The following is a 13,773-nucleotide window of genomic DNA, read 5'->3' on the forward strand; positions in this document are numbered from 1 at the left end:
ATTTCACAAATGACTGATGACCACTAACTAACTAATTGTTACTGTCGATACGTTGACGGAAATCTTCTATTGTCAGTTTTAACCCCTCTGGCAGCGGAATGGTAGGTTCCCAATTTAACCAGGTTTTTGCTCTGGTAATATCAGGACGACGACGACGGGGGTCATCAGAAGGTAGCGGTTCAAACTTAATTTCTGCATCTGGGTTCACCATATTTTGTACGGCCTGTGCCAGTTCTAAAATGGTGTATTCATCAGGATTACCCAAATTGACAGGGCCAATGTAGTCACCATTCATTAACTTGATTAGGCCGCTAACTAGGTCAGAGACATAACAAAAACTACGAGTTTGTTGACCTTCTCCATACACAGTTAAAGGATTACCCCGTAAAGCTTGAACTATAAAGTTACTGACTACCCGACCATCGTTTTCTAACATTCGTGGCCCATAGGTATTAAAAATTCTCGCCACCCGAATATCAACTTTATTTTCTCGGTAGTAGTCAAAGGCTAAAGTTTCCGCTATTCTTTTGCCTTCGTCGTAGCAAGAACGGATACCAATGGGATTGACGCTACCACGATAATCTTCTGTTTGGGGATGGACTTCTGGATCACCATAGACTTCACTGGTGGAAGCTAACAAAAACCTAGCTTTCACTCGTTTAGCCAATCCCAACATATTCAGTGTTCCCATCACGTTAGTTTTAACGGTTTTAATGGGGTTGTACTGATAATGTACCGGAGACGCAGGGCAAGCCAAATGATAGATTTGATCCACTTCTAAGCGAATTGGCTCAGTGATATCATGACGTATCATCTCAAAGTAAGGATTATCAAACCATTTGAGGATATTACGTTTATGACCTGTATAGAAGTTATCCAAGCATATAACTTCATGACCATCAGCCATTAGTCGGTCGATTAGATGGGAACCAATGAACCCAGCACCGCCAGTTACCAAAATTCTCATAATTTCCGAGTTATTTTACAGATATTGCCAACGGGTATAGTCCTTCGCTGTCAGATTAACCAGTTTGCTACAAAAATAGATTATGAACGAAAATCACTAAAGAATGTATTTCATCGTCAGTGTATGTCCCAATTTTTCTGGGACTGTTATATTTATGGGTTAAGTAATTTTCCTACAAATACTGGATAAACTTAATAAATATCTTCTAAATAATTGGTAAATTTTCAGTTACAGTTCATCAAATCTTTAAAAAAAGATCAAATTTTTAACAACCGTATTTTACACAGTGATGGTCTTGTTGGGGAAACTATTGTCCAAAACTAGTTTCTGATTTTGTTGTGGTTCTCCGAAAATGATGATGGAGCAAGTAAGTTGCCTAGCTAATTCGTTGGTGATATCGCTCATGGCTAATCCTCCAGGAGTAGTACGATTACGGGTTAAAGGTAATACCACTAAATCATATAATCTGGCTGCTTGCAAAATTGCTTGAGCAACATCTTCATGAGTAATGACTTGTACTTCTGGTGGATTTGCCAGAGTTAATTTAGAGACTAATTGAGAGAGTTGCGATCGCCTAGCAGCAACTTGAATGGCGCTGGTGCGGCGTTGTCTGCGGTTAGCTTCATTAACACAAACATTCAATACAGTCACTTGGGCTTGATTGGCATCTGCCAAAGTCTGAGCAAATTGCACTGCCGTTAGTGTTGGGGTGACTATGTTTTCTATTGGCACAAGAATGCGCTGAATTCTTTTTGGCGATTCTACCAGACGCGCTACGACCACAGGACAATGGGAAGCCCAAAGCACATTATCAATTACATTCCCTAATAAACGCGCTCTCCAACCAGTGCGTTTACCCCAACCCATGATAATCAAATTCGCCTTTTGTTCACGAGCAGCCCTACAGATTCCTGGAGCGAAAGCATCATCAATTCTGAGTAATGGTTCAGCCTTTGCTCCTAATAATTGACTTTGTGCTATGGCTTTAGCCAATAACTTCTCACTGCGTTGCCAAGCAACTTCTAACTGGGGTGCATCCATTTGTGAAGTAGCATGAGCGATCGCTAATGGTAAGATTTTTCCTTGGGATTGATTAGCTAATAATGCCGCCATCTCAATTAAATGTTTTTGAGTCTGGGGATTATATACTGGTACAACTATCGTCAAGTTAGGATTTCCTGACTCTGATTCCTGGTAAGGCGATTTAATTGCTGATGTTTCCGGTGCTATTGAACTAGTCAAACCAACACCATCCCCAGCCACCAACCTCGTCAGCCAAGGCCCCAAAGTTGCTGTGATCAACACTAAAACAATCACACTATTTAATACTTCTGAGGACAGTAACTTAGACTGATATCCAGCTAATACTACCGCTAATGTCGTCCCCACCAGGGGAATAGATAGCGACCAAATTGTTATAATTTCTTGCCAGTTATAGCGATAAAACAGTTTTGCCAACACCGAAGCCATAAATTTGCTGGCAATTAAAACCACAAAAATGATTAATAATAACTTGATTGTGCTATAGCTCTTAAACAAGGCATATAAATCAATTTTTAAGCCTAAATAAATAAAGAAAATAGGAATGAATAATACACTACCTATAAATATCAATTTTTCTTTAACTGCTCCTTCACCTATAGCCTCATTTACCGCCAGACCTGATAGAAAGAAACCCACAATTGTGTCTAATTCCATTAATTGAGCAATGACAACTGACAGAAAAACAGACATGAATACACATAAGAATTTGTTTCCCTCATCATCTCCAGAACGGCGTAAAAATTCCTTAATTGCCCAATTAAAACCCACCAAGACTAATACAAAATAGATAATTACTGAGCCAAATATCCTGACAATTTGACTCAGATTAAATGCGCCATGATCAACAATAGATAGACATACAGATAATATTAATAATGAGCCGATATCAGAAAAAACTGTGGCTCCCATCGTCATCGCGATCGCTTTGTTATTAACTACTCCCAAACGGCTAATAATTGGATATGCCAAAAGAGAATGGGAAGCTAACAAACAGCCAATTAAGATAGCACCATACCAACCCAAACCAAAAAACCTTCCTCCTAACGTTCCCAATATCAAGGGTAGAGTGAAAGTCAAGCTACCAAAAACTAAAGAACGGCTTTGTTGTTGACGAAAAAATTGGAGATTAAATTCCAATCCGGCTATAAACATCAAGTAAAATAACCCAACATCTGATAGCAAGCTCATCATTGATGATTCCGGCTTGAATAAATGCCAACCAGATGGACCAAGCACAATTCCCGAACAAACCAAACCCACTAAAGCTGGCAATCTTAGCCTCTCAAACAGAATAGGTACAACTAAGATAACTAACAGTAAAATCCCAAAGAGAATAATGGGTTCCTGGCTAAGAACTTGGGAGGTTTCTAAATTGAGAACTTGTGACTCAAGTTGCATCATGTAAAACACTTATCAGTTATCAGTTATCAGTTACAGCAGGAGTCAGGAGTAAAACTCTCTTGCTGTCTAGTAATTAGAAACTTACACACCCTAAACCCTACACTCTTATCATTGACAACTAAGGATGAATTTGACTCAAAATAAACCTTAGACGGTCATAATCATCTTTTAGCAACACACTGAGATTTCTTCCGGCTTTAATCAGCCATTCTCGGTCAGCGTTGCGTAACTGATAAACTTCACGAATTGCAGATGCAGCCAAAGATTCTACTGGCGCACCGTTAATCAAAAGCAGAGTCCGCAAAAAATCTAATTTTTCAGTGAACTTGATAATTGCTTCTGGCTGACAACGATAAACAGCCTGATGTATCTGGGGTGGACGAGGTGGGAGGTACTGATACACCTCTTGGTTATAACTTAGATTTTGTGACTGCTGCTCAAATCCCACAATTGCTGCGCGAAATTCAGTTCTGAGCATAGCAAAGATTTGAGGTTGTTCCTCGCGCAAAGTTTGCAAAGACAACCCCAACGCCCTAGCCCGGTGTACGGAATCTATGGGCATAGTCGTAGCATAATATACTACTGCGTAAACTTGATTACCAGATTCTTCATCCACAGCACAAACCCAACTACCAAAAGGTGGCATGGGTGGAAAACTCAAGTCATCGGGTTCTAAACACTGTGCCAAAAATTCAGTAGTTGTGGTTTCAATCACCTCCGCAATGTGGTGAGGATGGCGATCGCCTGTAGAAAACTGTGGTAAAGGTAGACGCATAGCAATCAATTAACAGTGATCAGTTAACAGTGATCGGTTGTTTTCTATCAACTACTGACTCATGACAACTGACCACTGATTAAATTATTATTTGCCTTTTTTCTTGGCTGTGGTTTCTACGACTTCTAATTCTGGCAAGCGGAAAGTAATAATCTTATCCCAATTACCACCTTCAAACAGCACAGCTACCTTGCCATCACTGACCCGTTGAACAAGTCCTTCATACCGATAATATGTATCTGCGGGATTTTTGACCCGAACAGTTGCTCCAGGCAGAATCATCTGTTTACCCTCATTTAGTTCCTGTTAATAGCTTAATGCTTGTGAGTAGGCATTGGGCATTGGGAATAGCCAGGAGGCAAGAAGTAATTTATTATTCTCCCCATCCCCTCTGCTTCCCCACACCCCTTAATAGTATTTCTGGCGTTGCCGAAAGTTGGCTACAGATTCTACTATTCCCAGAGAGATAAAGTTAGTCAGCATAGCAGAACGACCATAACTCATCCAAGGTAACGGTATACCCGCCACAGGTGCTAAACCAACGGTCATTCCCACATTGACAATAAGTTGAAACACAATCATGGATAGAACACCAATAGCCAGCAGTGAACCAAAATTATCCTTGGCAGTTTGAGCTACGTGCAGTAGACGGAAGCAAATCAAACAGAAAACAAATAAAACTATTAAACAACCGACAAAACCGAATTCTTCACCAACAGCAGAGAAAATAAAATCCGTATGCTGCTCAGGTACAAAATTTAACTGAGTCATCGGACCTTTGAACAAACCCCATCCCCAAACTTCTCCCGCACCAATGGCAATGCGAGATTGAATCAGGTGATAACCAGCACCTAGAGGATCATGTTCTGGATTAATAAATACACTCAACCTATCTTTTTGATATTCTTTTAATACATGATTCCACGCGAAAACCCCTAATTCACCACCCAACATATTCAGCGCCCAAGAGGCGATAGCTCCGCTGGACAAAGGCAACGCACCAATATAAAATCGTCGCCAAGGTAGAGTTTGCCACCCCACAATCCCCATCGCACCAGCCCAAGCTAAACCCAAGGGACTAAAAGATAGTTCTTTAAGCAACTTTATTGGCTCTGACAAAGGCCAAGGGATACTAAACAAAATGGCTGAGACCACGGGAGAAATCAACAGAATCAACCAGCCAGGATTAGCATTTGCCCAGAAAAGCATACCTAAGACGATCGCCCCAAATACCAGTGATGTTGCCAAATCTGGTTGTAAAAATATTAATCCCCAAGGGATAGCAGTGATAGCTAAGACTCGGAACACGCTCTCTAAGCTAGAAGCAGTTCGCCTATGTAACAAAGCTGCCAAGGTAATGATCATACCTATTTTGGCAAATTCCGAGGGTTGGACGTTAAAGCCAAAAATACTAATCCATCGCTGTGCGCCTTTAGCACTTGTACCAGCGATCATTACAATCATCAAACTGAAATTAGTAAGCGCGTAAGTTATCCAGTGAAACCGCATCAGGTTTTCGTAGTGATAACGAGCTAACAACAGGGCGATGATTGAGCCAATGATAGCTACCAGCCAGTGCCACCACCAGTCAGTTACTGGTTGCTTGAGTTCTGTACTCAGAATCATTAGACCGCCAAACATACTGACCGCAACAGGCAGACAAAATAAAATCCAGTCTACCTGCTGCCACGGCTTAACCCAAGATTGCCAGCGGATTTTGGGGAGTGAAGATTTTAACAACATTGTGCGAAGAGGAACTTGAGCGTTAAATGGGGACTGGGGAGGATGGGGAGGATGGGGAGGATGGGGAAGTAATTTTCCCAAGACCCAAGACCCAATACCCAATACCCAACCCTTATGTTAGTGCAGCGACTGATACTTTACCCGCAATAGCGAGAGCGATCGCACGGAGGGCTTTGGCAGAAGCTGAATCTGGATCTGCAACCACTATTGGCACACCACTATCACCACCAATTCTGGTGGAAATTTCTAAAGGTACACATCCTAATAGTGGTACTCCTAATTCTGCGGCAGTTTTTGAACCTCCACCGGAACCAAAAATGTCATATTGCTTATCTGGTTGATCTGGAGGAATAAAATAGCTCATATTTTCCACAATTCCCAATATTGGGACATTTAGCTGCTGGAACATCCGCAAACCTTTGCGCGAGTCCAACAAGGCTACAGTTTGGGGTGTGGTGACAATTACCGCCCCTGCCATTGGCACAGCCTGGGTTAAAGTTAACTGAGCATCTCCAGTTCCTGGTGGCATATCGACAATTAAATAATCAATTTCTCCCCATTGCACCTGATACAAAAACTGACGGATTATGCCATTGAGCATGGGACCGCGCCAAATAACTGGCTGATCTCGGTCAATCAAAAAGCCCATTGAAACTAATTTAACGCCATGATTAAATGCTGGTTCGAGAATGTCCCCTGTATCTGTGGAGCGAACAGTAATTTGAGCATTAGCTAAACCTAGCATGGTCGGATCATTAGGCCCGTAAATATCAGCATCTAGCAAACCTACTTTTGCTCCTGTTTGTGCTAGAGCTACAGCGACATTTACCGCTACTGTACTTTTACCAACGCCACCTTTGCCGCTGGAAACAGCAATAATATTTTTTACACCATCAACGCCTGTGCGGTCAGGTAAGCTTTTTTGCTGGGGTGTTTCGGCTGTTACTTCTACACTGATATCTGTCACACCTGGCAGTTTGTTAACAGCTTTTTTACAATCTTCAACAATAAATTCCCGTAAAGGACAGGCGGGAGTCGTCAACACCAAAGTAAAGCTAACCTTGCCACCGTCAATTTTTACATTGCGAATCATATTCAGTTCTACCAGACTTTTGCGAAGCTCTGGATCTTCGACTGGTCGCAATACTTCTAGAACTGACTGGGAATCTAGGACTTGATACATAGCGTGTATACCGTTGCCGCCTTAATAAACCTTAAAAAATTTTCATTTTCACCTACTTGCATCTTAACTTTCTTGGGGACATAGAAATATGGCATTGGGCATTGGGTTATTAACCTTCTTATCTCTTCCTGCTCCCCTGCCTATTCACTGTCACCTGTCACCTGTCACCTGATCATTGACCTAAAAATCAAAACAACTATTATCCAAAGATTTTTTCTTTCCTGATACTGTCGGTAATGCTGATTTTTCTACGGCTTCAATGAGGGAACGTGCTACCCGATCTGCATAGGGACGAGATAATGACCAAATTAGGGGTGATAACCAACCACGTAAAGTTACAGAATAAGATAAATAACTACCACACACCGTTGACTCCACCTGGTAAATGACCCGCTCTTCAATGCCTGGAATTGCTAGTACACGGATACTCAGCATTTCTTTGGGATTTACCTTTTCCACAAAAATCTGGATGGGAATTGGCCAAAAGCGTGTTACTGCTTGGAAAATCAATCCGGGCTTGGGTACTAATCCTAATGGTACATTGGTACTTTTAAGTAGTGGATGCCAGGAAACATCTGTTAAATCCACTACTTTTTGCCACAGTTCATCTACAGAGGCAGAACTGATTTCTCTATACGTCCGCACTAGAGAGGCGCAAAACCGACGACGTTTGCGGTTGATGAATTTGGAAAACCAACCTTGCACTGTCCTAATCCTCCTGGCTACAATCTGTCTGGTTACTCTGGCATCTGGGAAAATTGTAATAGACCTCTTTACTCACCACAGATACCATACAGAAAATCGGCTGCTTTGTAGACTAATTCTCTAGGTTCTGGTATTCATTACAGAATTGTTTCCACAATAATTGCAAAGAAACTTAATGAATATACAGGTCTATACGCATTTGAGGGACAATAAACTCTAGTCAAGATAATCAATCGGTTTTGACCGCTAAGAAAAAGCAGTTTTGGTAAATCGATCCAAGTTTTTGGTGCTGATTTTCAACAAATTTTTAAAATGAAAATTTGTAGCTTTCACAGAAATTGTAATTTTAGGTTCGGGAATCTATGTTGACCAACTCGCAAACCCCCACTTTAGCAGTAGAATCATCCAATTTTCTTCCGGCTCCTGATGCTCAAGCCAGAGTCAGTCAGTTTATGCAGCAACTGCAAGATGAAATTACTCAGGCTTTGGAAGCACTGGATGGTGTTGGTAAGTTTCAAGAAGATAGTTGGCAGCGTCCAGAAGGGGGTGGGGGGCGATCGCGTGTACTGCGTGATGGCGCAATTTTTGAACAAGCGGGTGTCAATTTTTCTGAGGTGTGGGGTTCTCATCTCCCTCCGTCGATTTTAGCCCAACGCCCAGAAGCAAAGGGACACGGTTTTTATGCCACGGGTACTTCTCTGGTGTTACACCCTCGTAATCCTTATGTGCCTACAGTTCACTTGAATTACCGCTATTTTGAAGCAGGGCCAGTTTGGTGGTTCGGTGGTGGTGCTGATTTGACACCTTATTATCCCTTTGCTGAAGATGCAGCCCATTTCCATCAAACTCTGAAACAGGCTTGTGATCAACATCATCCAGAGTATTATCCTGTGTTTAAACGGTGGTGTGATGAATATTTTTACCTCAAGCACCGGGATGAAACTAGAGGTGTTGGTGGTCTATTTTTGGATTATCAAGATGGTCAAGGGACTATATATAGGGGTCCAGATCCCAATGGGTTAGCAGCTGCCTATAGTAACCAGGTAGGAGCGATCGCACCACGCACTTGGGAAGAGTTGTTTGCTTTGGTTCAAGATTGTGGCAGAGCTTTCGTACCAGCTTATGTTCCCATTGTCAAACGGCGACATGGGATACAATATGGCGATCGCGAACGGAATTTTCAACTATACCGTCGAGGACGATATGTAGAATTTAACTTGGTTTATGACCGGGGTACAATTTTTGGACTGCAAACAAATGGCCGGACAGAATCAATTCTCATGTCCCTACCACCTTTAGTGCGTTGGGAATACGGCTACAAACCAGAACCAAATACTCCTGAATCTGAATTGTATGAAACTTTCCTTAAACCTCAAGATTGGATCAACTGGCAAATAAATCAACATTAATCAAGTATTTGAGGCTGAGTAAAATTCTATTTAGAGGAAGTAGATGAGGAGTTTTGTGGTGAAAAGTTGGCATCTCCAGTCATTATTTTGTCCTCTTCTTTACTCAGCACTCAGAATCTAGATACTCAGCACTGTTTTAGTGAGTTAAACTACTAAAATACAAACATTTAGCAAAATTTTTGCAACTGTAGCTAGAGCTTGCTCATTTTCAGCGTCAGATCAAAAACATCCTACTAACTCGTGAGTGAATTAACTTCTTCAGAATTATGGATGAAAAAAATACCAGCAATGGTGAAATGTAAAGATTGCTAGAACAGCAAGTTTTTTAGCTCACTGATTCATCTTCAGGGCAATATCACGGAGAATACAGTGAATATAGACCAAAAAACCCATACAACCCAAGACGGTAATACGGTGATTGTCTTGAAACCAACAGATCGTCTAGACATCACCACTGCTTGGCAATTTCGTCTGAAGTTACAAGAGTCTATTTCTAAATTGAGTCGTAATGTAGTGGTGAACTTGGGAGAAGTAGATTTTATTGATAGTTCTGGTCTCACCTCTTTGGTCGCTGGAATGCGTGATGCAGATAAAGCTAAGGGTAGTTTCCGCATTTGCAATGTCCATCCAGATGCCAAACTTGTGTTTGAAGTGACAATGATGGATACAGTATTTGAAATCTTTGAAACTGAAACAGAAGCATTAGAGGCTATTTTCCCCAATTCAGTTACTAGAGAAAATAACAGTTTCGACCAAGTTCACCAACATACTCCAGAGACTATAGCAGGTGATAGGTGAGCGGTGACAGCAAACTCTGAACAGTTAACAGGGTAGTAATTAGGGCTTGATGAAGCGGAGGCACTATCACGAATTACCAATTTTTTTGTAAGCTATTGATGCTTCCCACCCTATACCCTACCTCTTTTGTGGGGAATTTGGCCTGCTGTCTTCTTAACATAACTTGGCAAAGTAGCCTTTAAACGAGAAAATAAGAATACGTCGCCCTTAACATTTTCTTTGTGAATAACGTCCGTACAGTCTCTGATACAAAGCGAACTTTCTATAATCTTCATACCCGCCCAATCAACACTATTTACCGCCGGGTAGTGGAGGAGTTGATGGTGGAAATGCACCTATTGTCGGTAAATGTGGATTTTAGCTACAATTCAATTTATGCATTAGGCGTAGTTACAGCATTTGACCGCTTTATGCAAGGCTATCAACCAGAACAAGATCAAGCATCTATTTTTAACGCCATAATTCAGGCTGTAGAGCAAGATCCACAACGCTATCGGCAAGATGCAGCTAGATTACAAGTTGTAGCTCAAAGTTTGCCAACTAAAGATTTAATTTCGTGGTTGAGTCAAACTACTCATTTAGATCAAGATGGTGATTTGCAAGCACAACTGCAAGCGATCGCTAACAATGGTGAATTTAAATACAGCCGCTTGTTTGCCATTGGTCTGTTCTCATTATTAGAAATGGTAGATCCTGAACTTGTCAAAGATGAGAAGCAACGTAATGAGGCACTAAAAGCGATCGCTTTGGGTTTACATTTATCTGAAGAAAAACTTACCAAGGATTTAGAGTTATATCGCTCTAACCTAGATAAAATGGCACAAGCACTGATAGTGATGGCAGATATGCTGGCAGCCGATCGGAAAAAACGCGATCAGCGTCAACAAAAATCGACTGCCCCAGTAGCTCCTCCTAGTAACAACGAATAACTAGAAATTTGTAATAGTGCCTCATGCACTATTATAAATTCCTAATTATTTACACACCAAGTAATTTGTAGATTAAGTTGTTGATAACAGTGAGTGTAAACGCTCCTAAAACAGCACTCCAAATACCATAACGTAGGCGGAAACCCTCTACTAACCAGGCAGCAATACTAAAACAAACAACAGCAATCATGAATGTAAAGATACCAGATAATAAGTCAAAGGTGACTAAATTTGGTATCGTAAATACGAAGCCTAAAATTGGTCTAACTAATGCTGTGATAATACCAAGCACTGCTGCGGAAAAAACTGTTTTACCTGGAGTATCAATTTCAACTCCCAAAGGTAATTTACTAATAATCCACAAGCTGATAGACGTGACTATCCAAACAATTAACAGTGTCACAATATTCATTGCCGCAACCCTTGAAACGTAAATGGCGATTGGCGATAATTTACTTGGTCTATTGATAAGGCAAAGGCTCAAGGAAAAAGGCGAAAGGCAATATTAGAAAGCGTGTGATGGGGAATTTAAGCCAGCCAGCAATAGAAGTAGGAAGAGTCAATCACTCAGAACTCAACCAAGGATCTAAACTATTGCCTGTTGCCTCTCCCCTCTTGCCTTTCCCGAAGGAGGTTGATCAAAAAATCTTTGTAGCTTAACCAATTATTTATAAATTAGCAGAGTTTTTTTGTCTAACCTTCATTTATTTTAGATATCTTTAGGTTTATCTAATTTTTCGTGATATTAGTAAAAATAAAATTCCCCCTTGCCGATGTTCAGAAAACAGGTTTGGGGGAATTTTAAACTATAAAATTTTACACAATTTGGTTTACCTTTTAGGTGCGGAATTGTTGTTTTCTGGCGCTACAGGAACTGGATTTAAGCTGTCATTGGGAACGATTGGTGAATTAGGATTGATACCTTGCCCAGGAGCAGGAAATGGATTTGGGGCTGAGGGTAGAGAAGGGTTAAAATTATTTTGTGGATCACTCCCTGGAATTGGCACAGTATTAGGTATGGGAGCAATCGGGGTGGTAGAAAAGTTGGGAGAATTTGTGAGTGGTTGAGATGGACCGGGAATAATTCCCAAAGACACACGATTTCCACCTACTTGTCTGAGTAGATCTAAGGTTTGAATGACATCGTTATAAGTTGATGTCCGTGATGCATTCAGCACCAAAGTCCCATTAGGATTTGCTTGGACATACTGTTGTAATCGTGCTTCCAATTGCTCACGTTGGATAGGTTCTTTTTCGATGTAAATTTGACCAACAGCATCAATAGTGACAGGCAATATGTCTTTCTGTAAACTAGCAGCAGAAGTTGTACCTGTGCTGGCTTTGGGTAAATCAACATTAATTGCTTGTTGCCGAGTAAATTGCAACGCTGCTAACAGAAAAAAAGTCAGGATACAAAAAACGACATCAATTAAGGGGATGATTTGAATTTGGACTTCTTCAATGGGAGTATGTAGGTTAACTTTCATTTTCTAGCTCTTGTGCCGAGTTAGGATGGAGATTTGGGGCTGTTTCCTCTACAGAAGGTTCTGGGGTTGTATTCAAGTTATTTTTACGGCGTTTCCGGGGTGAACTAAAGCTTTCTGGGGTATATTCCCTTGTTGTTGATGTACTTTTATTGGGGTCAGGTGGAGACTGACGGTAAAGTAACTCTAAATCATTGCCGGCTTTATTAAAAACTTTGACTTGGTTAACAACAAAACCTTGAAACAGACGATAGAATACTAAACTAGCGATCGCAACTATTAAACCAGCAGCCGTACTAATTAGAGATTCTCCAATCCCAGTAGTCACACCTGCCGTAGATTCAGTACCTAAATCACCAATGCGAATTGAACGCAAAGACTGAATCAAACCTAAAACCGTACCCAACAATCCTAATAGCGGAGAGAGAGCAATCACTAGTTCTAAAAGCTTTTCACCCCGTCGCATTCCCGCTACCTCTTCAGCGGCTGTTGACTCCAGAGCTAGTCTAAAGGTTTCCGCGTCGCTTTTTTGCAAACGTAGGGGAGCATAAAGAAAACGTCCAATCGGTTGGTCTACAGCTTTTTGAGCTATTTCCGTAGCTATGTCCCAATCTTCACTAGCAGCATCAAGGACACGCTCAACTATTTCCTTTTCTTGCGTTAAAATTCGCAACCAAAACCAAAGACGTTCAAAAATGACACTTAAAGACAGGACTGATAGCACCAGTAGAGGCCACATTGCTGGGCCACCCTTATGAAACAAATCTAAAATATCCACTGTGTAGGTTTCCTCCCTCCATTACTAGCGCAACAATGGCAAAGCATTTTAATTCTAAAGATTAATGCACCATTACCACACTCACTTACTTTATCGCTAGACCAACAGTTAACCAAGCATGACAATTACCATCATCTATACACAATAGGACGGTTATTCCCACCGGGAGTTTAGAGGATGATTTGGCAAAATTAGAATTAACTAGAGGTTAAAAATATGAACTTCTCAATTCAATCGCTGTACACCTGGTATCGTAATGTACTGCGTAATCCTAAATACCGTTGGTGGGTAATTCTTGGCACAATAGCTTATCTTCTCAGTCCCATTGATATTGCTCCAGATTTTATACCAGTGGTTGGACAAATTGATGATCTTTTGCTTTTGACATTGTTAGTTTCGGAAGTTTCTGGATTAGTAATTGATGGTTGGAAAGCGAAAAAAGGTAATGTAGAACCTAGCGTTAGTGATTCTACAGATAATACTGTTGATGTTGATGCTGTTTCTATGAAGTAGAGAATTTTTTTAACGCAGAGGAACGCGGAGGTTAACGCGGAGGA

At 41.0% G+C, this 13,773-nt stretch carries 14 protein-coding genes; 4 read left to right on the plus strand and 10 right to left on the minus strand.

Annotated features, from left to right (window positions below):
- Positions 1–31: 31 nt before the first annotated feature.
- The 7 genes from ACLLO5_RS07745 to ACLLO5_RS07775 form a co-directional block, all read right to left on the minus strand.
- Positions 32–967 (minus strand): UDP-glucuronic acid decarboxylase family protein, encoded by a 936-nt coding sequence (locus ACLLO5_RS07745; RefSeq protein ID WP_413174893.1) that lies wholly within the window; start codon positions 965–967, stop codon positions 32–34.
- Between the two features lie 279 nt (positions 968–1,246).
- Positions 1,247–3,409 (minus strand): cation:proton antiporter, encoded by a 2,163-nt coding sequence (locus tag ACLLO5_RS07750; RefSeq protein WP_413176031.1) that lies wholly within the window; start codon positions 3,407–3,409, stop codon positions 1,247–1,249.
- A gap of 121 nt (positions 3,410–3,530) precedes the next feature.
- Positions 3,531–4,187, minus strand: coding sequence for an HAS-barrel domain-containing protein (locus tag ACLLO5_RS07755; protein ID WP_413174894.1), 657 nt, complete (start codon positions 4,185–4,187; stop codon positions 3,531–3,533).
- Positions 4,188–4,274: 87 nt separating this feature from the next.
- Positions 4,275–4,469 carry an NAD(P)H dehydrogenase subunit NdhS gene (locus tag ACLLO5_RS07760; protein ID WP_013191526.1) on the minus strand — a complete coding sequence of 65 codons (195 nt, stop codon included), beginning with the start codon at positions 4,467–4,469 and terminating at the stop codon, positions 4,275–4,277.
- A gap of 126 nt (positions 4,470–4,595) precedes the next feature.
- Entirely contained in the window at positions 4,596–5,930 is a 1,335-nt protein-coding gene (rodA, locus tag ACLLO5_RS07765; protein WP_413176032.1) for a rod shape-determining protein RodA, read from the minus strand.
- 112 nt (positions 5,931–6,042) lie between these two features.
- Positions 6,043–7,113, minus strand: coding sequence for an Mrp/NBP35 family ATP-binding protein (locus tag ACLLO5_RS07770; protein ID WP_413174895.1), 1,071 nt, complete (start codon positions 7,111–7,113; stop codon positions 6,043–6,045).
- Between the two features lie 180 nt (positions 7,114–7,293).
- On the minus strand, positions 7,294–7,818 hold the full coding sequence (locus ACLLO5_RS07775; protein ID WP_413174896.1) for an SRPBCC family protein: 525 nt from the start codon (positions 7,816–7,818) through the stop codon (positions 7,294–7,296).
- 362 nt (positions 7,819–8,180) lie between these two features.
- Between ACLLO5_RS07775 and hemF the strand changes: the two genes are divergently transcribed.
- The 3 genes from hemF (at position 8,181) to psb29 (ending at position 10,954) form a co-directional block, all read left to right on the plus strand.
- Positions 8,181–9,227 (plus strand): oxygen-dependent coproporphyrinogen oxidase, encoded by a 1,047-nt coding sequence (gene hemF, locus ACLLO5_RS07780; protein ID WP_413174897.1) that lies wholly within the window; start codon positions 8,181–8,183, stop codon positions 9,225–9,227.
- 369 nt (positions 9,228–9,596) lie between these two features.
- Positions 9,597–10,025 carry an STAS domain-containing protein gene (locus ACLLO5_RS07785; RefSeq protein ID WP_413174898.1) on the plus strand — a complete coding sequence of 143 codons (429 nt, stop codon included), beginning with the start codon at positions 9,597–9,599 and terminating at the stop codon, positions 10,023–10,025.
- A 221-nt stretch (positions 10,026–10,246) separates the two neighbouring features.
- Complete coding sequence (gene psb29 / locus ACLLO5_RS07790) at positions 10,247–10,954, plus strand: photosystem II biogenesis protein Psp29 (protein ID WP_413174899.1); 708 nt, start codon at positions 10,247–10,249, stop codon at positions 10,952–10,954.
- 49 nt (positions 10,955–11,003) lie between these two features.
- Here psb29 and ACLLO5_RS07795 read toward each other — a convergent pair whose 3' ends face one another.
- The 3 genes from ACLLO5_RS07795 to ACLLO5_RS07805 form a co-directional block, all read right to left on the minus strand.
- On the minus strand, positions 11,004–11,366 hold the full coding sequence (locus ACLLO5_RS07795; protein WP_413174900.1) for a phage holin family protein: 363 nt from the start codon (positions 11,364–11,366) through the stop codon (positions 11,004–11,006).
- 418 nt (positions 11,367–11,784) lie between these two features.
- Positions 11,785–12,441, minus strand: coding sequence for a biopolymer transporter ExbD (locus ACLLO5_RS07800; protein WP_413174901.1), 657 nt, complete (start codon positions 12,439–12,441; stop codon positions 11,785–11,787).
- Positions 12,431–13,216: a MotA/TolQ/ExbB proton channel family protein gene (locus tag ACLLO5_RS07805; protein WP_413174902.1), complete on the minus strand. Its 786-nt coding sequence runs from the start codon at positions 13,214–13,216 to the stop codon at positions 12,431–12,433. Before ACLLO5_RS07805 ends, ACLLO5_RS07800 begins: the two co-directional genes overlap by 11 nt.
- Positions 13,217–13,432: 216 nt before the next feature.
- Here ACLLO5_RS07805 and ACLLO5_RS07810 point away from each other — a divergent pair, with 216 nt between their 5' ends.
- Positions 13,433–13,729, plus strand: a complete 297-nt coding sequence (locus ACLLO5_RS07810; protein ID WP_413174903.1) for a YkvA family protein — start codon at positions 13,433–13,435, stop codon at positions 13,727–13,729.
- The last annotated feature ends 44 nt before the right edge of the window (positions 13,730–13,773 follow it).

The organism is Anabaena azotica SJ-1 (genome assembly GCF_047275885.1).
GTDB lineage: Bacteria > Cyanobacteriota > Cyanobacteriia > Cyanobacteriales > Nostocaceae > Trichormus_B > Trichormus_B azotica_A.